The following is a 23,036-nucleotide window of genomic DNA, read 5'->3' as shown; positions in this document are numbered from 1 at the left end:
AATAAACAAACCGGCACTATGACTATGAATTATCGAGTATGCGTTGCCATTACCTATATCAATAACCTTGCACAGATAACAGCACTATCATGATGTGCAATATTCAACACACATCATGATATTTTCGCTATTAATAATTACTCTTTTGGTGCTGCTGGACGCTCGCGACGCTCACCGTTGTGGCTACGCTCACCGCTACGACGTTCGCCGTTACCAAAACCACCACGACGCTCACCACCTTCACGACGAGGAGGACGATCACCACGTGGACGATCACCTTCGCGACGAGGAGGACGATCACCGCGCGGACGATCACCAGCCGGACGTGCAGTTGCTTCACCAACCAGTTGCATACGGATTGGTTTATTCAGAATGCGAGTACGGGTGAAATGATCCAGCAGATCAGTTGGCATACCACGTGGTAATTCAACCGTTGAATGCGAATCAAACAGCTTGATGTTACCGATATAACGGCTGCTCAAATCACCTTCGTTGGCAATTGCACCCACGATATGACGAACTTCAACACCATCTTCACGACCTACTTCGATGCGATAAACATCCATCGGGCCTGCATCACGACGCTCACGACGCTCTGGACGATCGCCATCACGAGCACCTTCACGACGAGGACGGTCATCACGGCGACCATCACGGCGGTCATCACGACGACCACGATCATCACGGTCACGGAATTCACGACGCGGACGGCGATCCATAGCAGGCTCAGGAGGCAGGATCAGTTTACGATCGCCTTGTGCCATCATCAGCAGAGCCGCTGACAAGTCAGCCATATCTTGATCTTCGCCCATCAAACCGGTCAACAGATCACGGTAAGCTGGCAAGTCATGATGCTCAAGCTGCAGAGCAATCTTCGCTTTAAACTGCTCAATACGGCGTTGAGCCAGCAGAGCGTTAGTTGGAAGATCCACCTCTGGAATGCTGACATTCATTGTACGCTCAACGTTACGCAGCAGACGACGCTCACGCGGTTCAACGAACAGCAGTGCACGACCGCTACGACCAGCACGACCAGTACGGCCGATACGGTGTACGTAAGACTCTGCATCCAATGGAATATCGTAGTTTACAACCAAGCTGATACGCTCAACGTCCAGACCACGTGCTGCAACATCAGTTGCAATCAGAATGTCTAAACGGCCATTACGCAAGCGATCAAGTGTCTGTTCACGCAGTGGCTGAGTCATATCTCCGTTCAGAGCCGCACAGCTGTAACCGTGGCGCTCAAGAACTTCAGCTACATCTAATGTTGCTGTACGGGTACGCACAAAGATGATTGCTGCATCAAAATCTTCTGATTCCAAGAAGCGAACCAGTGCATCATTCTTACTCATGCCATACACAGTCCAGTAATTCTGGGCAATGTTTGGTGTAGTACGAACAGCCGCCTGAATCTTCACTTCTTGCGGGTTTTTCATGAAACGGCGCGTAATGCGACGGATCGGGTCTGGCATAGTTGCAGAGAACAGCGCCGTTTGGTGCTCTTCTGGCAGCTCCGCCATAATAGTTTCAACATCTTCGATGAAGCCCATACGCAGCATTTCATCGGCTTCATCTAGAACCAGCCCTTTCAGACCAGATAAATCGAGCGTTCCGCGCTTGATATGATCAAGCAAACGACCCGGTGTACCCACAACAACTTGCGGGCCTTGACGCAGCGCACGCAACTGAATGTCGTAACGCTGACCACCGTACAGGGCCAACACACGGACACCGCTCATGTTTTTGGAAAATTCACCAAAAGCCTCAGACACCTGTACAGCCAGCTCACGAGTCGGCGCAAGTACCAGTACCTGAGGACGAGCTACTTCAGGCTGAATACGGGATAATAACGGCAACGCAAACGCTGCTGTTTTACCGCTACCGGTTTGAGCCATGCCCAGAACATCACGCCCTTCTAGCAGGTGAGGAATACACGCCGCTTGAATCGGCGACGGCTTTTCATAGCCCATGCTTTCAATGGCGGTCAAGATCGAGGTTGGCAAACCCAGTTCAGCAAAAGTAGTCTCTAATTCAGCCATGACGTAGTCTCAATATAAAAAACGGGCGCCAGTTTACATTAGTTGGCGAGAAAATGCGCGGAGCATTTCAAGCAAAACTGTGAACTGACGCAATCACAATGACAAGACGAGCGCAGTCATCACCGTAAAGTAATGACTGATACTCATAAAATTCAATTAGTTGGCTTCTGACGTATCGCCCTGTCCTAATAAAGACAGTTCAAGCATGGCATAACGGTGTTCCACAAAATTATGGACGTTGTTAGCCATTGTCAGTTTAAAAAGGGATACCGCACCATTGACATCCCCTTTGCTTAGATAGCGTTTGCCTAAGTAGAAATATGCTTCACTTAGGTGCTCTGCCAGAGACGTGTTATCGGTGGAGTTATCCTGTAATCGACGCATAAACTCAGCTTCAGAAATGTCGCCCAAATACAGTGCAACAATATTCCAGCCAGGGTTATCTTGGCTTGCAGCTTCATAACGTTGCCGCAGTGCCTTTAGCGCCTCATCCTTGCTCTGCTCTGATTCTACCAGATAAAGCCACAAAACCCTAAAGGGATCGTCAGGATCATCTTGATAAAAAGTGAGCAAGTCTTCCTGAGCGAGCTTATAACGGCCACCGTAATACAACGCAATACCCCGATTGAGTAAAGCGTAACGGTACTCAGGATCCAATTCCAGTACAGAGTCAAATGCTTCATATGCCGCATCAAACTGGCCTGACTGGGTAAAATACACGCCTAAGTAGTTGAAAACCTCAGGCATATCCTGACGTAATGCCAGTGCCTGGGTAAAATCATTTCGAGCCAATGCCTGCAGACCGAGGCTGTCATACAACACGCCACGTTCATACAATAACTGTGCTCGTTCTCCATCACTCAGTGCCCTGCTGGAGAGTATTTGCTCCATGCGAGCCAGCATGACTTCCTGTTGCAGGCTAGGTTGTAATGGTATAGCCAGTACGGCACTTTGACGCCAGTCAAAGCCAGCGCTGCTACATCCGGTCAGCAACACCACCATTACACCGCATACCCAGCGCGAGAATGGGTTCATTTCCAACTCCTGACCGCAAAAATCGGGGAGGCATCCCGCCCCCCGATATTTTTACGAGATTGGCTTGTGCAATATTGGCCGCAACGCGTCGTCAAACCGATTTATTCAGCCGCAGGTTGTTGCTCTTCTGTCTGCTCAGAAGCCATCGCTTCTTTAATGCTCAGACGGATACGACCTTGACGATCGACTTCCAATACTTTAACACGAACTTCCTGACCCATTTCAAGGTAATCAGAGACTTTCTCTACACGCTTATCGGTGATTTGAGAAATATGAACCAGGCCTTCTTTAGCGCCAACAACAGAAACAAAGGCACCAAAATCAACGATACGTGTCACTTTACCGGTATAAATGCGGTTAACTTCCACATCTGCAGTGATCTGCTCAATACGGGCAATAGCGCGCTTCGCTGCTTCACCGTCAGCAGAAGCAATCTTCACAGTACCGTCATCTTCAATTTCGATAGTTGTACCGGTCTCTTCGGTCAGCGCACGGATTACCGCACCGCCTTTACCGATAACATCTTTGATCTTCTCAGGGCTGATCTTGATGGTATGGATGCGTGGTGCAAATTCAGAGATATCATTACGTGGAGTCAGAATGGCTTCTTCCATCACGTTCAGGATGTGCATACGTGCACCCTTAGCTTGATTCAATGCAATTTGCATGATCTCGCGGGTGATACCTTCAATTTTGATATCCATTTGCAGTGCAGTCACACCACCACGGGTACCGGCAACTTTAAAGTCCATGTCACCCAGATGATCTTCATCACCTAGAATGTCAGACAGAACCACAAAGCGCTCATCTTCTTTCACCAGACCCATTGCAATACCTGCAACAGATGCCTTAACTGGCACGCCTGCATCCATCAGCGCCAAAGAAGCACCACAGACTGACGCCATAGAAGAAGAACCGTTAGATTCAGTGATTTCAGACACAACACGCACGGTATACGGGAATTCAGCTGGTGACGGCATTACCGCAGCAACACCACGTTTTGCCAAACGACCATGACCGATTTCACGGCGCTTTGGTGAGCCCATCATGCCGGTTTCACCCACAGAGTACGGTGGGAAGTTATAGTGCAGCATGAAACGATCGGTACGCTCACCGGTCAACTCATCGATAGTTTGTGCATCACGCTCAGTACCCAGTGTTGCAGTAACCAACGCTTGAGTTTCGCCACGGGTAAACAGAGCTGAACCATGGGTACGTGGCAGTACGCCAGTACGAACATCAAGAGCACGAACCATATCAGGTTCACGACCGTCAATACGCGGTTCACCGTTCAGGATGCTATCACGCACAACACGGTACTCAAGATCGCTCAGCAGTTCGCTGATTTCACCTGCATCAAGTGCATCATCTTCTGCAACCAGTACAGCCGTTACATCTGCTTTAATTGCTGCAACGTGCTCATAACGTACTTGTTTTTCTTTGATACGGTAAGCGTCATTGATACGTGCCGTTGCCAGCTCAGCAATACGGGCTTTCAGTGGTGCATTAACTGCCGGCGCATGCCATTCCCACGGTGTAACATTCGCTTCAGCAACAAATGCTTTAATGTTTTCAATCACAGTTTGCTGTTGGTCATGACCAAACACAACCGCGCCCAGCATCTGATCTTCGCTCAGAATATCAGCTTCTGATTCAACCATCAGTACTGCGTTATCTGTACCTGCAACAACCAGATCCAAGCGGCTCACAGCCAGCTCATCCATTGTTGGGTTCAGTACATACTGATCATTGATATAACCTACGCGAGCTGCACCAATTGGGCCGCTAAACGGAATACCTGACAGGGTCAGTGCAGCAGAAGCACCAATCATGGCAACGATATCTGGGCAGATTTGTGGGTTTACCGATACAACGGTTGCCACAACCTGAACTTCATTCAGGAAGCCTTCTGGGAACAGAGGGCGGATTGGGCGGTCAATCAGGCGAGAAGTTAATGTTTCGCCTTCTGATGGGCGGCCTTCACGCTTAAAGAAGCCACCTGGGATACGGCCGGCTGCGTAAGTACGCTCTTGATAATTAACTGTCAGTGGGAAAAAGCTCTGACCTGGCTTAGCTTCTTTTTTACCCACAACGGTAACGAAAACGCAGGTATCATCCATGCTGACCATAACGGCCGCTGTTGCTTGACGACCCATAACACCGGTTTCCAGTGTAACGGTATGCTGACCATACTTAAATTTACGTACGATAGGATTCACGTGTTTATCCTTAAATAGATGTCAACTGTCTAATGCGCTGTTCAGTATATCGAATATCCTCTGATTGCGCTTAGCCCTATCACCGTCATTGTCGAAAATAACTGCATTCTCGCGACTAACGAGACGCGTTTTGCTCAGTAAAAACATTTCTCGTTAGCCGCGCGAACTCATGCAGAAGAATTTATTTTTCGATTTCATTGCGGTGTATTAGATGTTCAATGACTTTTTACCGGTAATCGATACAGTTCATGGCATGTTTGCAAATAACAACACAAATACCGACAGCATCAAGTACCTACTGCAATATGCAGCGAGTTTATAGAAGAAAGGGGCCGTAAGGCCCCTTTCCCGAATCTTTTCGCAATTAGCGACGCAGACCCAGACGTGCGATCAGCGCAGTGTAACGCTCAACGTCTTTACGCTTCAGGTAATCAAGCAGTTTACGACGCTGAGAAACCATACGCAGCAGACCACGACGACCGTGGTGATCTTTTTTGTGTGCTGCAAAGTGGCCTTGCAGGTGGTTAATCTGTGCAGTCAGCAGAGCAACTTGAACATCGCTAGAACCGGTATCTTTTTCATCGCGACCAAATTCAGCAACAATCTTTGCAACAGCTTCAGTACTTAGAGACATTGTACGCTCCTAAAAGCTTAATAAAGTTTCAATAACATGGCGCCGATCTCTAATTCAGCACCACAATAAGACTCGATATTCTAGCCTGACCACTGTCACAACGCAAGGTGCAAGCCGTAGCCAAGTGGTCAAATTATTATCGAATCAGTCAATGGGCATGCAATTAACTAACAATCAAACGGCGAGGTGCTACACGGCCTTGATCGTCAATATCTGCCATACCAAAAAACAGGTGTTCATCACCTTCGGTCATCCGCACCAGACCCGATGTTGGTGCCCCAGCAACTTGTACCGGCTGCCCTTGTTTAGCATATGCTGCAACAATGGTTGGCATATTCACTTCAGGGAAGTCTTGCACTGCGGTATCCATCGGTAACAGCAGCGGATCAAGTGTGATGCCTGGTGATGTTTCGGTTTCTTGCGCTTGCAGCAACAGAGCTTCAAGCTGCTCAAGTGTCACCATGCGATCTTGCGGATATTTAGAGACGGCAAGGCGACGAAGATAAATCACATGCGCGCCACAGCCTAGCATTTCACCTAAATCATCCACGATGGTACGGATATACGTGCCTTTTGAGCAATGTACTTCCAGCTCAACCTCATCCCCCTCAAAACGCACTAATGTGCATTCATAGATAGTGATTGGGCGAGACTCTCGCGGAATATCAATGCCTTGACGCGCATACTCATACAGCGGTTTACCCTGATACTTGAGCGCCGAGAACATCGATGGCACTTGCTGGATCTCTCCATCAAAATGCGTCAGTGCCTGTTGCAACTGAGTAAGCTCAACATTGACTGGACGTTCACAAATCACTTCGCCATCAGCATCAGAGGTATTCGTGCGCTGTCCGAGCTTGGCTATCACACGGTATCGCTTATCGGAATCAAGCAGATACTGAGAGAATTTTGTCGCCTCACCAAAGCAAAGTGGCAACATCCCCGTCGCTAATGGATCGAGCGCACCGGTATGACCTGCTTTATTGGCATTATAAAGACGCTTCACTTTTTGCAGGGCATCGTTCGAGCTGATCCCTTGCGGCTTATCAAGCAACAGGATACCGTTAATATCGCGGCCGCGACGACGTGGACGAGACATCAGATCTGCTCCCCATCCTGTGCTGCGGAGGCATCAGTATCACCGCTGACTTCCGGCTCATCTTGACGACGACGATCATCTTCTTTGACCACACTGGTGACCAGATTCGACATCCGCATGCCTTCAGTCAGTGATTGATCGTACTCAAAACGCAGCTCTGGCACGATACGCAGACGCATCGCTTTGCCCACTAAGGTACGAATATAACCGGTTGAATCACGGAGTGATTTTAAACCGCTCGCAATCGCTTCGCTATCATCAAACAAGAAGGTTACAAAAACTTTGGCATATGCCAGATCGCGTGAAACTTCAACGCTAGAGACAGTGACCATACCAATTTGCGGATTTTTAACTTCACGCTGCAAAATGATAGCCACTTCTTTTTGCAATTCTTGAGCGACACGCTTACTACGACCGAACTCTTTTGCCATGGTGTTTTCCCCAGACAGATTGGGGGGCGTAAGCCCCCCAATGGTGTGTATCAATATGACCTGTTAGTGGCCACGCCGTGCAGGAGAGTATCGCAAAATACAGCGCCTGCTCGGGGATTAATCGATAGTACGTTTAACTTCAATAATTTCGTACACTTCGATCATATCGCCAACACGCACGTCGTTATAATTTTTAACGCCGATACCACATTCCATGCCATTACGCACTTCTGCCAGGTCATCTTTAAAGCGACGCAGAGATTCCAGCTCGCCTTCGTAGATCACCACGTTGTCACGCAGTACACGGATTGGGTTGTGACGCTTAACGATACCTTCAGTAACCATACAACCAGCAATAGAGCCGATTTTCGGTGATTTAAAGACATCGCGTACTTCTGCCAGACCGATGATCTCTTGCTTGAACTCAGGCGCCAGCATACCGCTCATCGCCTGCTTCACTTCATCAATCAGATGATAGATAACAGAGTAGTAACGCAGATCCAGATTTTCAACTTCAACAACGCGACGTGCAGTTGCATCAGCACGAACGTTAAAGCCAACCAGAATTGCGTTAGATGCCGCAGCCAAGGTTGCATCAGTTTCAGTGATACCACCCACGCCTGAACCCACAATCTTCACTTTAACTTCATCAGTAGAGAGTTTAGTCAGTGAATCGCAGATGGCTTCTACAGAACCTTGTACGTCTGCTTTAAGTACGATATTCAGTTCAGAAACATCACCTTCAGCCATGTTCGCAAACATGTTTTCCAGTTTTGCTTTTTGCTGACGAGCAAGTTTCACATCACGGAATTTACCCTGACGATACAGTGCAACTTCACGGGCTTTTTTCTCGTCACGAACAACGGTAACTTCATCACCCGCGGCAGGAACACCTGACAAGCCTAAAATTTCAACCGGAATAGATGGGCCTGCTTCAACAGAGTCACGGCCTAGCTCATCACGCATAGCACGTACACGGCCATACTCAAAACCACACAGAACGATATCGCCTTTGTTCAGTGTACCTTCTTGTACCAGTACGGTAGCTACTGGGCCGCGACCTTTATCCAGATAGGATTCGATCACCACACCGCTTGCCATACCATCACGTACCGCTTTCAGCTCAAGAACTTCAGATTGCAGCAAAATAGCTTCTAGCAGCTCATCAATGCCTTGACCGCTTTTTGCGGAAACATGCACGAACTGGCTCTCACCACCCCAATCTTCAGACATGACGTTGTATTGCGCCAACTCTTGCTTAACGCGATCAGGATTTGCCGCATCTTTATCAATTTTGTTTACCGCAACAACAATCGGTACACCGGCCGCTTTCGCATGCTGGATAGCTTCGATTGTTTGTGGCATCACACCATCATCGGCTGCAACAACCAGTACAACGATATCCGTAGCTTTTGCACCACGAGCACGCATAGAGGTAAATGCGGCGTGACCTGGTGTATCTAAGAAGGTAATCATACCGTTCTCAGTTTCCACATGGTACGCACCAATGTGCTGGGTAATACCACCGGCTTCACCTGCAGCAACTTTCGCTGAGCGAATATAGTCAAGCAGTGATGTTTTACCGTGGTCAACGTGGCCCATGATGGTTACAACTGGTGCACGTGGCATGCTCACTGCGTCAGTATCACGATCACTCATGACGGACTCTTCCAGCTCGTTTTCACGACGCAGGATAACTTTATGGCCCATCTCTTCCGCAACCATTTGTGCGGTTTCTTGATCGATCACTTGGTTAATGGTTGCCATCGCACCCATTTTCATCATCGCTTTGATGACTTCAGAACCTTTAACGGCCATTTTTGCCGCTAACTCAGCCACAGTAATGGTTTCACCGATGATAACGTCACGGTTTACCGGCTGTGCTGGCTTATTAAAGCCATGCTGCTGCAGTGTGCTCTTACGCTTGAGTTTTCCGCCTTTACCGCGACGCGCTTCTTCACGCTCAGCTTTAGACTCGGAAACTTTTCCTTTTTTAGCCGTTTTCGCTTTGGTGCTGCGAGTGCTACGACCACGTGATTCCTCACGGCGATCGTCTTCATCTTCTGCTTCACGAGCGTAACGAGAGGTGGTGACATGATAATCCGCGCTGGTCTCATCTGGAGTAGCAGGAGCTGCTGGGTTTACCGGAGTCTCAGGGGTCACTGGAGTTGTGCTAATTTCTTCGTGTTGTTCTGCCATCTTACGAGCCTCTTCTGCCATACGCTTCGCGTTTTCTTCGGCTTTGCGTCGTGCAGCCTCTTCCGCTTTACATTTCAGTTCTGCGGTATCGGCTTCGCGCTTCGCCTTCTGTTCGGCAGCACGCTTAGCTTTCTCTTCCGCTTCACGTTGGGACGCAATCGTCGCCTCACGTTTCGCCTTTTCCTCTGCGTCTCGTTTAGCTTTTTCTTCCGCTTCGCGTTTAGCTTGTTCTTGTGCTGCACATTTCGCTGCTTCTGCAGCTTCCTGGCGAGCTAATTGTTCTGCCTCACGTTTAGCCAATTCCTCTTGTGCTAAACGGGCAGCCTCTTCAGCCGCCATTGCTTCATCGGTTTGAAGCGCTGACGGATCGCGTTTCACGTAAGTACGTGTTTTACGGACTTCAACTTGCACAGATTTACTTTTGCCACCTGTGCTCGGTACGCTAAGCGTACTTCGGGTTTTGCGTTGCAATGTCAGTTTGCTTGGCGTAGCACCACTACCACCGTGTTCACGGTTTAAGTGAAGCAGCAGGGTCTCTTTTTCCTGCTGACTTACGCTATCGGTGGCGCTTTTAGCGATACCCGCATTCGCAAACTGTTGCAGCAAACGATCAACCGGGGTCTGAATTTCTTCGGCCAGAGATTTTACGGTTACTTCAGTCATGCTGCTCCTTCCTGCTGCGGTTTAATTAGGCTTCGTTGCCAAACCAACAAATATTACGTGCGGCCATAATCAGCTCGCCCGCTTTGTTTTCATCAAGACCTTCAATATCGGCTAAATCATCGATACCTTGCTCGGCAAGATCTTCAAGATTGATAATCTTACGTGCCGCCAGCTTATAAGCCAGTTGGCGTTCCAGACCCGGTAAATTCAGCAAATCTTCAGCCGGCTCTACGCCATCTAAAGACTCTTCTTTTGCCAGAGCCAATGTTGTTAGTGCTGCTTTTGCACGTGAACGCAGTGCGTCAACGGTATCTTCATCCAAACCATCAATGCTTAACAGCTCATTGACTGGGACATAAGCGAGCTGCTCAAGTGAAGAGAAACCTTCTTCAACCAGCACCTGAGCAAAATCTTCATCGATATCCAGATGCTTGGTAAACAGGTCAATCGCTTCAGATGCTTCAGCCTGATGCTTAGCAGCCAGATCAGCTACTGTCATCACATTCAGTGTCCAGCCAGTCAGCTGAGAGGCTAAACGCACGTTCTGACCATTGCGACCAATCGCTTGTGCCAGGTTTGATGCTTCAACGGCAATATCCATGCTGTGAGAATCTTCATCCATCACGATAGATGCAACATCAGCCGGTGCCATTGCATTGATAACAAACTGCGCTGGATTATCATCCCACAGTACGATATCAACACGCTCACCGCCCAACTCGCCGGAAACAGCCTGCACACGCGCGCCACGCATACCCACACATGCACCCACAGGATCAATACGCTTGTCATTGCTTTTTACAGCAATTTTGGCACGTGAACCTGGATCGCGGGCTGCCGCTTTAATCTCAATCAGCTCTTCGCCGATTTCAGGCACTTCAATGCGGAACAGTTCAACCAGCATTTCAGATTTTGCACGTGTAACAAATAACTGCGCGCCACGCGCTTCAGGTCGCACAGCGTACAGCACACCGCGAATACGGTCACCTGGGCGGAAGTTTTCACGTGGCAACATATCTTCACGAGCCAGCATAGCTTCGGCATTGTTGCCTAAGTCTAGGATAATGCTGTCACGGTTTACTTTTTTCGCAACGCCGGTGATGATCTCACCTTCTTGCTCGCGGAATTGATCAACAACCATTGCACGCTCAGCTTCACGTACTTTTTGTACGATCACTTGTTTTGCGGTTTGGGTGGTGATGCGGTCAAAGGTTACTGACTCGATATCGTCTTCAACGTAATCGCCCAGTTGCAGATCCGGGTTCTCTTCCAGCAGGCGAGAGGCTTCAATTTCCATCTCACGGGTCGGTTGAGTGACTTCTTCAACAACCATCCAGCGGCGGAAAGTGTCAAAATCACCGGTACGGCGATCGATACTGACTCGCACTTCAACGTCGTATTCGTATTTTTTCTTGGTTGCCGTGGCAAGCGCAATTTCCAGTGCTTCGAAGATCTTCTCACGTGGAAGAGCTTTCTCGTTGGAAACGGCTTCAACTACCGCCAGAATCTCTTTGTTCATCTCAGGTGCCTCATCCAGACCTTAAAACTTTGGTACCAGGTTCGCTTTCTGGATGTTGCTCAGTGCGAACACTTCATTTTTACCGTCAACTAAAATGGTGATCATTTCGCCTTCGGCGCCAACAATGGAACCTTTCCAGTTACGACGGTTCTGCATTGCCATACGTAACGTCAAGGTTACATCATGGCCAATAAAACGTGCATAGTGTGCAGCGGTAAACAGTGGGCGATCTAATCCAGGTGAAGAAACCTCAAGGTTGTATGCAACAGAGATAGGATCTTCAACATCTAGTACTGCACTTGCCTGATGACTCACTTCAGCGCAGTTTTCAACATAGATACCATTTTCATGGTCAATATAGATACGAAGAGTGGAGTGTTGGCCGGCACGGATAAACTCGACACCTACCAACTCATAGCCCAGAGCCTGTACGGGTGCTTCCAGCATCTGGGTTAATTGCTGTTCTAACGTTGCCAAGATAACCCCCAAGAAATAAAAAAAGGGCCTAAAAGCCCAGTCACATCGTCTAAGACGCCGTATACAGATAACAAAAAACCCCGAAAATCGGGGTTTTTAGCAACTGGACCCTGATTGTCGCAATTGCGACGTGAGAAGAAATGGTGTTCTTCTCTTCTCTGATTAAGTATAGGAGATAACTTAACATCAGAGAATGGTTGCGGGGGCCGGACTTGAACCGACGACCTTCGGGTTATGAGCCCGACGAGCTACCAACTGCTCCACCCCGCGTCCGAAACGTGCAATATACTATCTTGCGACCATCTTTTTTTCAAGATTTATCAGGTCTACAAACTTGGTGCCGAGGGCGGGACTTGAACCCGCACACCACTAAATGGGCACTACCACCTCAAGGTAGCGTGTCTACCAATTCCACCACCACGGCAAATTCTTTACAGCTTACTTATTACTTAGTTGGGATATCGTTGTTCTGATCCGCAACTTTAACCGCTGCTGCTTTTTCTTGTGCTGCAGCTGGCTGACTCAGGTTTTCCCACTCGCTGCCTGGTTTAGTTTGATTGTGAGTAATATTACCCAGTACTAAACTGATCAGAAAAAATAGCGTAGCAAGAATTGCTGTTGTCCGAGTCATGAAATTACCGGAGCCACCTGATCCGAATACGGTGTTCGAAGCACCTGCACCGAATGAAGCTCCCATGTCCGCGCCTTTGCCCTGCTGGATTAATACCAAGCCGATTAGCCCCAGCGCGATTAACAAATATACTACGAGTAAAATTTCGTACATGGTCTAATCCATTTGTTAACGCTTTGCAGTGTGCTGGACAGTCAAAACTACCAGCGCGACACGATGCTCTCAAACCTAAGAGCGGAGAGAATACTAGCGAAAGTACCCGATACACGCAAGGTAATTTTTTGTTTTCTCTATTAATTGCTGAAAAATCAAGCACCCTTACGGCTAAACTTTAGTATTCAGTAAAAAAGCGGCACATAGGCCGCTTCATCTTGTTTTTACTGTGACTTAGGCTAGGTTTTACCAATCTATTTAAATATATTGATAACTGTTCTAAATCACGCTTTATAACCTGTTGTACTTTTTTAGCCTTGTGCTTTCACTGCCGCGGCAATATCAAGTGCATACTGACGTACGTTATCTAGATTTTCACCTTCTACCATGACGCGGATTAAAGGCTCAGTACCAGATTTTCGCAGTAAAACTCGGCCTCGGCCTTGCATTTTAGCTTCAACAGCGACCACTGCCGCTTTTACATCATCAGCATCAAGCGGGTTATGCTCACCAGCAAAGCGGACATTTTCAAGCACTTGCGGGAACAGTGTCATACCACTACTAAGATCGCTAAGGCTCATTTTATTGCCAACCATTGCGGCAAGAACCTGCAAACCCGCCACAATACCATCACCTGTGGTTGTCATATCCAGTGCAATAACATGGCCAGAGTTTTCAGCGCCTAAACGCCAGCCTTTTTCGAGCATCATTTCAAGTACGTAGCGGTCACCTACTTTTGCACGGGCAAACGGGATACCCAGTTGTTTGAGGGCAATTTCCAGCCCCATGTTGCTCATCAACGTACCGACTGCACCACCTTTTAGTTTGCCATTGCGCAGTGCTTCACGGGCCATGATGTAGAGGATCTGGTCACCATCAATCAGGTTACCAAGGTGATCGATCATCATGATCCGGTCACCATCACCATCAAGTGCAATACCTACGTCAGCTTTTTCTGCCAAAACCCGCTTTTTCAGTGCCAGCGTGTCAGTTGCACCACATTTTTCATTGATGTTCATGCCATCTGGCTCACAGCCAATGGTGATCACCTCTGCACCCAGTTCACGCAATACGTTCGGGGCGATATGGTAGGTTGCACCATTAGCACAATCGACCACAATTTTCAGATGGCTTAGGCTCAGTTCATTTGGGAAGCAGCTTTTACAAAATTCGATATAGCGACCAGCAGCATCTGTAATGCGGCTTGCACGCCCTAACTCTGCCGATGTTACGCAGGTCAGTGGTTTTTCCATTTCAGCTTCAATCGCTTCTTCAACATCATCGGGCAGTTTTGTGCCATCAATAGAGAAAAACTTAATACCATTATCATCATATGGGTTATGAGAAGCGGAGATCACAATACCGGCTTCAGCACGAAACGTACGAGTCAGGTAAGCCACTGCCGGGGTTGGCATTGGACCGGTAAAGGCGGCAGAGAGGCCTGCTGCTGCTAGGCCAGCTTCAAGCGCAGATTCAAGCATATAACCAGAGATTCGCGTATCTTTACCGATCAGTACTTTACGTGATCCATGACGCGCCAAAACTTTACCTGCTGCCCAGCCGAGTTTGAGTACAAAATCGGGGGTGATAGGTGCTTGCCCTACTGTGCCGCGGATCCCGTCAGTGCCGAAATATTTACGCTTACTCATGGATGAGATTCCTTAATTAGTCTTTAGTGCAGCCTGCATCACATGTAATACGTCGGCAGTTTCCTGCACGTCGTGTACACGAATGATCTGAGCGCCTTTTTGTGCCGCCAACAGGGCACACGCCAGACTTCCAGCCAAACGTTCTTCTAGTTTATTGTTGAGTAGTTTACCAATCATTGACTTCCTCGACATCCCCACAAGTAACGGATAGTGCAGTACATGCAGTTTTTCGAGCTGATTCAACAATTGATAGTTGTGTTCAAGCGTTTTTCCAAAGCCAAAACCAGGATCGAGCAAAATATTTTCACGTAAAATACCCGCAGCAAGGCATGCTTCTGCGCGCTGCTGCAAAAAGGTACTGACTTCACTGATCACATTTTGGTACTGCGGCTGCTGCTGCATGGTATCGGGAGTGCCTTGCATGTGCATCAAGCAAACCGGTACTTGCTCTGCAGCGGCAACAGCCAGTGCACCTTCACTTTGTAGGGCGTTGATATCGTTTATCAGATGTGCACCTGCTCGGCAGGCTTCACGCATAACCACCGGTTTGTAGGTATCAATCGAGATCCAGACATCAAGCTCACGGCTTAACGCTTCAATAACCGGAATAACACGATCCAGCTCTTGTGCCTCACTGACGATATCTGCCCCCGGACGCGTTGACTCGCCCCCGATATCAATAATAGCAGCCCCCGCACGTTGCATAGCACGTGCATGGGCTATCGCATGAGTTTGCTGATTAAATTGGCCACCGTCAGAGAATGAGTCGGGGGTGACATTAAGAATGCCCATGATTTGTGGCCGAGTCAGATCAAGGGTTCGGTTTTTACTGCGTAAAATCATCTGTGTTTGCACCTTTAAATAACCGCCACATTCATCCATCGGTTAAGTCTGTCGTGGCTATCACACCATCACGTAACGATATAGCGACATAAGATATAAATAGAAAAACCCCGAGCAAGCTCGGGGTTTTATTGATAATGCGCGTTAAACCGACGGTTTATCGTCTGATTTATTTTCTGGCTTATCGTTTTCTACAGCAGGTGCAACCTCAGCGGTTGGCTGCGTATGCGTTTCTGCTACCGGTACATCAGAAGATGTGGCCGATGACACGCTTGGCTCTGCTACAACAGGTTCTGCTGCTGACGCTGTCTGTGGATGATCACTCCAGCCTGCTGGCGGACGAACATCAGTCTTACGCTCCATCAGATCATTAATCTGCGGGGCATCAATGGTTTCATACTTCATCAGCGTGTCTTTCATGCTGTGTAGGATGTCCATATTTTCAGACAGAATCTTGCGCGTACGCTGATAGTTGCGGTCAATAATGGCTCGCACTTCAACATCGATAGCGCGGGCAGTTTCATCAGACATGTGCTTGGCTTTTGCCATTGAGCGGCCTAAGAACACTTCGCCATCTTCTTCTGCGTACAACAGCGGGCCGAGTTTCTCAGAGAAGCCCCACTGGGTCACCATTTTACGGGCAATGTCGGTAGCACGTTCAATATCATTAGACGCACCGGTAGACACTTTGTCTGCACCGTAAATCAGCTCTTCAGCAACACGACCACCGTAAAGGCTAGAGATCATGCTTTCAAGATACTGACGGCTATGGCTCACCCGGTCCTGCTCAGGCAGGTACATAGTGACACCCAGTGCACGACCACGTGGAATGATGCTGACTTTATAGACAGGATCATGATCCGGCACGGTACGGCCAACAATGGCATGACCGGCTTCGTGGAAGGCGGTGGCTTCTTTCTGGTCTTCAGTCATCACCATAGATCGGCGCTCTGCACCCATCATGATTTTGTCTTTCGCTTTTTCAAACTCGACCATTGAAACAACACGCTGGTTATTACGTGCAGCAAACAGTGCCGCTTCGTTGACTAAGTTAGCCAAGTCAGCACCGGAGAAGCCTGGTGTACCACGAGCAATCAGAGAAGCATTCACATCACTTCCCAAAGGAACGCGACGCATATGAACTTTCAGAATTTGTTCACGGCCACGCACATCTGGCAAGCCAACCACAACCTGACGGTCGAAACGGCCCGGACGCAATAATGCAGGGTCAAGAACATCAGGACGGTTAGTTGCTGCAATAACGATGATTCCTTCGTTACCTTCAAAACCATCCATTTCAACCAGCATTTGGTTCAGTGTTTGCTCACGCTCATCGTGGCCACCACCTAAACCTGCACCACGCTGACGGCCTACTGCATCAATTTCATCGATAAAGATGATACATGGTGCCGCTTTTTTGGCTTGTTCAAACATGTCACGGACACGGGATGCACCCACACCGACAAACATTTCAACAAAGTCAGAACCGGAAATAGTAAAGAACGGAACTTTAGCTTCACCTGCAATGGCTTTTGCCAGCAAGGTTTTACCGGTACCCGGTGGGCCAACCATCAGCACACCTTTTGGGATCTTACCACCGAGTTTTTGGAAACGGCTTGGATCACGCAGGTACTCAACCAGTTCTGTTACTTCTTCTTTTGCTTCATCGCAACCGGCGACATCAGCAAACGTCGTTTTAACCTGATCTTCGGTCAGCATACGCGCACGGCTTTTACCAAAGGACATTGCACCTTTGCCGCCACCGCCTTGCATTTGGCGCATGAAGAAAATCCATACCCCGATCAGCAATAACATTGGGAACCACGAGATGAAGATAGAAGCCAGCAGGCTTGGCTCTTCAGGCGGCTCACCGTAAACTTTAATTTTTTTGTTAATCAGATCATCAAGCAGTTTAGGATCGTTAAGTGGCATATATGTCACTGAACGAACGCCATCACTTTTGGTGAACTGAATTTCACGACCATCAATACGAACTTCGCGGATCTGGTTTTGGCCGACATCATTGACAAACGCGGTGTAATCCACCTGACGGTCATTGGATTTGCTCGGTCCAAAACTCTGAAACACCGACATAAGCACGACGGCAATGACGAGCCAAAGAATTAGATTTTTCGCCATATCACTCAAGGGATTAACCTCGCTTTACAACTGATTGTGAACTTGAGCTAGAGTACTACAGTTTGTACCCTGTAGCCACAATGTAAACTTCGCGCGATCGAGCGCGTGAAGAGTCTGGCTTACGAATTTTTACAGTCGTAAACATTTTCCGTATTTCGTTGAGGTAATCGTCAAACCCATCTCCCTGAAAAACCTTGACTACAAAAGCACCTTTGGCTGCAAGCACCTGACGGCACATATCTAAAGCAAGCTCAACTAAATACATGGCTCGCGGCTGGTCGACTGACGAGTTACCACTCATGTTAGGTGCCATATCTGACATCACAACATCTACCATGTCATTCCCAACACGTTCAAGCAGTGCATTTAGTACGGCTTCTTCGCGAAAATCACCTTGCAAGAAATCAACCCCGACCATCGGGTCCATCGGTAAAATATCACAAGCAATGACGTGCCCTTGATCACCAATTTTATCAACCACATATTGTGACCACCCACCAGGAGCAGCACCAAGGTCAACAATTGTCATGCCTGGTTTAAACAGTTTGTCTGATTGCTGAATCTCTTCCAGTTTAAAATAAGCACGCGAACGTAGTCCCATTTTCTGGGCTTCTTGTACATACTTGTCATGAAAGTGTTCATCTAACCAGCGCGATGAACTGCCTGTGCGTTTTTTCTTAACCATATTTCATCCGATACGCAAACAAACTATGCGGAATTGTCTCTCACGCTTGGTGATAAACACTAGATGGCGGTAGAATGCCGCGTTTTCAACCTTTAGAGTGAAAAAAGCACCATGACTCTCTCCAACAAACAAAAGCAGCACCTGAAAGGTCTTGCTCACCCACTCAAGCCCGTGGTAATGCTTGGCAATAATGGCCTAACCGAGGGTGTGCTTGCTGAAATTGACGGCGCACTGAATCATCATGAACTGATTAAAGTTAAGGTTGCCGCGGAAGAGCGTGAAACCAAAGCACTGATCGTTGATGCGATTGTACGTGAAACCAAGGCGCACAAAGTTCAGGTGATCGGTAACATTCTTGTACTATACCGCCCAAGCGAAGATCGTAAAATTTCTCTGCCTCGCTAATTATTAGCAGGGAATTGACGATTTACATCTTATCAAAGGCCGCTTTTGCGGCCTTTTTTTTGCCGTGATGTCGGTGTTGATGTCTCTTTTTAGAGGTATTTCACGTCTAAAATTTCAAATTCAACTTCGCCACCCGGTGTACGAATAACGACAACATCATCTTGCTCTTTACCAATCAGGCCACGAGCAATCGGTGAGTTAACCGAAATCAGGTTTTGTTTAAAATCGGCTTCATCATCACCCACAATGCGGTAGTTTTGCTCTTCATCAGTTTCAATGTTCAACACTGTCACCGTTGAGCCAAAAATAACTCGGCCATTGTTTGGCATTTTGGTGATATCAATCACCTGTGCATTGGATAGCTTCGCTTCAATTTCTTGAATACGGCCTTCACAAAAACCCTGCTGTTCACGTGCAGCATGGTACTCAGCATTTTCTTTCAGATCACCGTGCTCACGCGCATCAGCAATGGCATCAATGATCTCTGGACGACGTACGTTTTTGAGGAAATCAAGCTCTTCGCGCAGTTTCTCAGCACCGCGTACTGTCATTGGGATCTGGTTCATAAAGCGTATTACCCCTTGCAAACGAACTGTTTTTATCAAGTCAGTAAAAACAAAAAAGCAGCGTGGCTTACCTAACAAGGTAAAGCCAATGCCGATAAATTAATATTTCTATTCTAACGTGGAGTTAAGCATGGGTCATCGTTTACTTTTTTCCTACTTTGTTCATAGTATGTGAACACTTCCACTTAATTTGTATTCAGTCATGCGTTTTTTTATCACTACCGCGCTTACCGCCTGTATTCTTTCGGTGCAGGCTCACGCTAGCATTATACCCATTAATGATTATGAGCAGGCATTACCACCTGGTGCTCAAGCCACGGTATTAGTGCAATCAACGGCCAGTAATCAGCCGATGCTGGCGTATCAACCCGATAAAATGGTATTACCTGCCAGCACCCAAAAAGTGTTTACTGCATTAGCTGCGCTGTTAGAACTTGGGCCAGACTTTCGTTTTAATACCACAGTAGGGACATCCGCAGCGATCCAAGAAGGGGCTGTAAATGGCGATTTGGTGGTTAAATTCACTGGTGACCCGCGTTTAACCCGTGATCAGGTTCGCAATTTAGCGCTGCAATTATCCAAGCAAAATATTCGGTCTGTCAGCGGAAATTTAGTGATAGATACATCTGTCTTTGGCAGCCACGATAAAGCACCAGGCTGGTCGTGGAACGATTTAACCCAGTGCTTTAATGCACTACCTGCAGCCGCCTCTATTGACGGAAACTGCTTTTATGCGGTGCTTAACAGTGCCCCAACTCTGGGCGATCTGGCTACAGCATCCGTTGCCTCACGCTATCCGGTAACGGTTGAAAGTGAAGTCAGAACCGTGAGCCGCAAAATGCCCGAAGCCCGCTATTGCGAGCTGGATGTCGAACCTAAAGACAACAACCGTTATGTATTAACCGGTTGCTTGGTTCAGCAAAAAGAGCCGTTTGGCCTGAGTTTTTCAGTACAAGATCCGGCTAACTATGCAGCGGGTATTGTGCGCCAAGAGTTAACTCGCGCAGGTATTACCATTAGTGGTGAAAACAAGATTAGCCGTACTCCGGTCACCATGGACAATATTCTGGCCGAGAATGTTTCAAAACCAGCCTCTGCGCTGCTTAAAACTATGCTCAAAGAGTCTGATAATCAGATTGCCGATGTGATGTTTCGCACCGTTGGCCAGCACTACTACGGTGTTCCGGGCACATTTCGTTCCGGTTCAAATGCAGTCAGGGCGATTTTATCGAGCAAAGCTGGCGTACGGTTTGGTAATACGTTGATGGCCGACGGTTCAGGATTATCACGGCACAATTTAGTGTCGGCTCAAACTATGATGGATGCCCTGCAGTATATTGCGCGCCATGATGCAGAGTTGGGCATGATTGCTATGCTGCCAGTTTCGGGCACTGACGGTACGTTGCGATACCGAGCGAGTGTGCGAGATACACCGCTTAAAGGGCAGGTTCATGCGAAAACTGGCGCACTACAAGGGGTCTATAATTTGGCCGGATTTATGCGTAATGCACGTGGTGAGCAAGTTGCTTTTGTGCAGTTTGTTTCCGGATATTCAGCCGAAGATCACCGTACCCGCCGCGCCGGTTTAAACAAATTTGAATCTCAACTCTATAAGGCTATTTACAATAATTAATGGGCTATTTTGCCGATAAAACACTGTTCTCAGCCCAGTTTACGGGCTGGGAGTCGAGCATAAAATTGTAAAGAAAAATTGTCTTAATTTTTTTACAGGCAGCTTTACAGCCCGTGCCATTTGAACCATAAAAAAACCGCATCAAAAGATGCGGTTTTATTTTATTTTGAATAAAAACAACTTGTTATTGCTGTTTATTCATTTACACGCCGATTTTACGGTGCATCTCCTGAACCGAAATAACATTGGCAGCCGGATCAGCGGCCATTGCCATTGCGGTGGCAAATGCACCATTCAATGTAGTGTCGTAATGCACTTTATATTGCAGTGCACTGCGGCGCAGAAGTTTTGAATCTTCTATCGCCTGACGACCCTCAGCGGTGTTAATAATGTAGGTATATTCACCGTTTTTGATACGGTCTTGAATATGCGGACGACCTTCGTGCACTTTATTCACCAAGCGCGGGTTTATTCCAGCTTCGCCGAGTACCACTGCTGTACCGTGCGTCGCATCGAGCTCAAAACCGAGTTTGAGCAGTTTCGCCGCTAAGTCAATCACACGTTGCTTGTCGCCATGGCGCACAGAAAGTAGAGCTCGCCCCTGACGAGGTACTTTATAGTTTCCGCCAAGTAAGCCCTTCGAGAAGGCTTCGGCAAAAGTATTACCCACGCCCATGACTTCGCCAGTAGAGCGCATTTCTGGCCCTAACAGCGGGTCAACACCTGGGAATTTATTAAACGGTAAGACAACTTCTTTTACCGAGTAATACGGTGGAATAATCTCTTTCACTGCGCCCTGCTGCGCTAATGTTTTCCCCACCATAACCCGAGCGGCGATTTTCGCCAGCGGCACGCCAATGGCTTTTGAGACAAACGGTACGGTACGCGCAGCACGCGGGTTAACTTCAATCAGGTAGACATCGTTACCTTTAATCGCAAATTGCGCATTCATCAGACCACGCACGCACAGCTCAAAGGCCAGTTTTTCGATTTGCTGGCGAATGACATCCTGAATCTCTTGGCTCAGGGTGTAGGCTGGCAATGAACATGCTGAGTCACCGGAGTGAACACCGGCCTGTTCGATATGCTCCATAATGCCGCCAATCAGTACACGCTCGCCATCACAGATAGCGTCTACATCCACTTCGATAGCATTATCAAGGAAGCGATCGAGCAGTACCGGAGCATCGTTCGATACGCTGACGGCTGTTGTAAAGTAACGGCGTAAATCAATCTCATCCGACACAATTTCCATTGCGCGGCCACCCAACACGTACGAAGGACGCACCACCAGCGGATAACCAATCTCTTTGGCTTTTTCGACGGCTTGCTCAAGGGTTGTGACGGTTGCGTTTTCTGGTTGCTTTAGACCCAAACGCTGCACTGCTTGCTGAAAACGTTCACGATCCTCTGCACGGTCAATCGCATCAGGGCTAGTACCAATGACAGGAACACCGGCCGCTTCAAGCGCACGTGCCAGTTTCAGTGGTGTCTGGCCACCGTACTGCACGATAACCCCTTTAGGCTGCTCAACACGGACAATTTCAAGTACATCTTCCAGTGTTACCGGCTCAAAGTAGAGGCGATCAGAGGTATCATAATCGGTCGATACCGTTTCAGGGTTACAGTTAACCATGATGGTTTCATAACCGTCTTCACGCAATGCCAGTGAAGCATGTACGCAGCAGTAATCAAATTCGATACCCTGACCGATTCGGTTTGGCCCGCCGCCCAGCACCATAATTTTGTCATTGCTGCTTGGGTTGGCCTCGCACTCTTCATCATAGGTAGAGAAAAGATACGCAGTATCAGTGGCAAACTCAGCAGCGCAGGTATCAACGCGCTTATAAACTGGAAAGATTTCAAAGCGGTAGCGTAACTTACGCAGTTCGGTTTCAGACACACCAATCAGTGTAGCCAAACGCGCATCAGAGAAACCTTTACGTTTTAGTTTTCTGAGTAAATCGGCATCTAAACCGGCAAAGCCGACTTCAGCCACATGCTCTTCTAAACG

At 48.0% G+C, this 23,036-nt stretch carries 17 protein-coding genes, 2 tRNA genes and 2 pseudogenes; 2 read left to right on the top strand and 19 right to left on the bottom strand.

The genetic code is table 11. The features are described from left to right. Positions 1-137: 137 nt before the first annotated feature. From ACRC27_RS10240 to rlmE, 17 genes and pseudogenes are all read right to left on the bottom strand, one after another. The gene (locus ACRC27_RS10240; protein ID WP_438629566.1) at positions 138-2,042 is read right to left on the bottom strand and encodes a DEAD/DEAH family ATP-dependent RNA helicase; all 1,905 of its coding nucleotides are present in this window, start codon (positions 2,040-2,042) and stop codon (positions 138-140) included. 156 nt (positions 2,043-2,198) lie between these two features. Beyond that, a complete protein-coding gene (gene nlpI, locus ACRC27_RS10235) occupies positions 2,199-3,077 on the bottom strand; it encodes a lipoprotein NlpI (protein WP_438623569.1) in 879 nt (292 codons plus the stop codon). A 101-nt stretch (positions 3,078-3,178) separates the two neighbouring features. Beyond that, on the bottom strand, positions 3,179-5,296 hold the full coding sequence (pnp, locus tag ACRC27_RS10230; RefSeq protein WP_438629568.1) for a polyribonucleotide nucleotidyltransferase: 2,118 nt from the start codon (positions 5,294-5,296) through the stop codon (positions 3,179-3,181). A 364-nt stretch (positions 5,297-5,660) separates the two neighbouring features. Next, complete coding sequence (rpsO, locus tag ACRC27_RS10225) at positions 5,661-5,930, bottom strand: 30S ribosomal protein S15 (RefSeq protein ID WP_438623567.1); 270 nt, start codon at positions 5,928-5,930, stop codon at positions 5,661-5,663. Between the two features lie 163 nt (positions 5,931-6,093). Beyond that, complete coding sequence (gene truB, locus ACRC27_RS10220; protein WP_438623566.1) at positions 6,094-7,029, bottom strand: tRNA pseudouridine(55) synthase TruB; 936 nt, start codon at positions 7,027-7,029, stop codon at positions 6,094-6,096. Continuing rightward, positions 7,029-7,460 carry a 30S ribosome-binding factor RbfA gene (gene rbfA / locus ACRC27_RS10215; RefSeq protein WP_438623565.1) on the bottom strand — a complete coding sequence of 144 codons (432 nt, stop codon included), beginning with the start codon at positions 7,458-7,460 and terminating at the stop codon, positions 7,029-7,031. The genes truB and rbfA overlap by 1 nt, the downstream gene beginning before the upstream one ends. A 117-nt stretch (positions 7,461-7,577) precedes the next feature. Further along, a pseudogene (gene infB, locus ACRC27_RS10210) lies at positions 7,578-9,569 on the bottom strand (translation initiation factor IF-2); the annotation flags it as partial. 71 nt (positions 9,570-9,640) lie between these two features. Then, positions 9,641-10,322, bottom strand: a pseudogene (locus ACRC27_RS10205) (translation initiation factor IF-2 associated domain-containing protein); the annotation flags it as partial. Positions 10,323-10,347: 25 nt separating this feature from the next. Continuing rightward, positions 10,348-11,841: a transcription termination factor NusA gene (gene nusA, locus ACRC27_RS10200; RefSeq protein WP_438623563.1), complete on the bottom strand. Its 1,494-nt coding sequence runs from the start codon at positions 11,839-11,841 to the stop codon at positions 10,348-10,350. 21 nt (positions 11,842-11,862) lie between these two features. After that, a complete protein-coding gene (gene rimP / locus ACRC27_RS10195; protein WP_438623562.1) occupies positions 11,863-12,318 on the bottom strand; it encodes a ribosome maturation factor RimP in 456 nt (151 codons plus the stop codon). 194 nt (positions 12,319-12,512) lie between these two features. Beyond that, a tRNA-Met gene (locus tag ACRC27_RS10190) sits at positions 12,513-12,588 on the bottom strand. A gap of 65 nt (positions 12,589-12,653) precedes the next feature. Continuing rightward, positions 12,654-12,742: transfer RNA gene (locus ACRC27_RS10185), tRNA-Leu, on the bottom strand. A 21-nt stretch (positions 12,743-12,763) separates the two neighbouring features. Beyond that, the gene (gene secG, locus ACRC27_RS10180; RefSeq protein WP_438623561.1) at positions 12,764-13,102 is read right to left on the bottom strand and encodes a preprotein translocase subunit SecG; all 339 of its coding nucleotides are present in this window, start codon (positions 13,100-13,102) and stop codon (positions 12,764-12,766) included. 311 nt (positions 13,103-13,413) lie between these two features. Further along, positions 13,414-14,751, bottom strand: coding sequence for a phosphoglucosamine mutase (gene glmM, locus ACRC27_RS10175; protein WP_438623560.1), 1,338 nt, complete (start codon positions 14,749-14,751; stop codon positions 13,414-13,416). A 12-nt stretch (positions 14,752-14,763) separates the two neighbouring features. Then, positions 14,764-15,594 carry a dihydropteroate synthase gene (gene folP, locus ACRC27_RS10170; protein ID WP_438623559.1) on the bottom strand — a complete coding sequence of 277 codons (831 nt, stop codon included), beginning with the start codon at positions 15,592-15,594 and terminating at the stop codon, positions 14,764-14,766. Between the two features lie 144 nt (positions 15,595-15,738). Continuing rightward, positions 15,739-17,733, bottom strand: coding sequence for an ATP-dependent zinc metalloprotease FtsH (ftsH, locus tag ACRC27_RS10165; RefSeq protein WP_438639816.1), 1,995 nt, complete (start codon positions 17,731-17,733; stop codon positions 15,739-15,741). Positions 17,734-17,788: 55 nt separating this feature from the next. Next, a complete protein-coding gene (gene rlmE / locus ACRC27_RS10160) occupies positions 17,789-18,418 on the bottom strand; it encodes a 23S rRNA (uridine(2552)-2'-O)-methyltransferase RlmE (RefSeq protein ID WP_438623557.1) in 630 nt (209 codons plus the stop codon). A gap of 111 nt (positions 18,419-18,529) precedes the next feature. On the opposite strand from rlmE, the gene yhbY reads away from it, so the two are divergent. After that, on the top strand, positions 18,530-18,823 hold the full coding sequence (yhbY, locus tag ACRC27_RS10155) for a ribosome assembly RNA-binding protein YhbY (RefSeq protein WP_438623556.1): 294 nt from the start codon (positions 18,530-18,532) through the stop codon (positions 18,821-18,823). Between the two features lie 89 nt (positions 18,824-18,912). Here the strand turns inward: yhbY and greA are convergent, their stop codons facing one another. Next, positions 18,913-19,389, bottom strand: coding sequence for a transcription elongation factor GreA (greA, locus tag ACRC27_RS10150; protein WP_438623555.1), 477 nt, complete (start codon positions 19,387-19,389; stop codon positions 18,913-18,915). A gap of 202 nt (positions 19,390-19,591) precedes the next feature. Here greA and dacB point away from each other — a divergent pair, with 202 nt between their 5' ends. Continuing rightward, entirely contained in the window at positions 19,592-21,022 is a 1,431-nt protein-coding gene (gene dacB / locus ACRC27_RS10145) for a serine-type D-Ala-D-Ala carboxypeptidase (RefSeq protein ID WP_438639815.1), read from the top strand. Between the two features lie 202 nt (positions 21,023-21,224). On the opposite strand, the gene carB is transcribed toward dacB, so the two are convergent. After that, a partial coding sequence (gene carB, locus ACRC27_RS10140) for a carbamoyl-phosphate synthase large subunit (protein WP_438639814.1) occupies positions 21,225-23,036 on the bottom strand: 1,812 nt, incomplete at its 5' end.

The sequence above is a fragment of the Plesiomonas sp. genome (assembly GCF_051650925.1).
GTDB lineage: Bacteria > Pseudomonadota > Gammaproteobacteria > Enterobacterales > CAMTGL01 > Plesiomonas.
The sequence above is the reverse complement of the archived record's forward strand: the minus strand, read 5'-3'. Positions and strand labels throughout refer to the sequence as shown.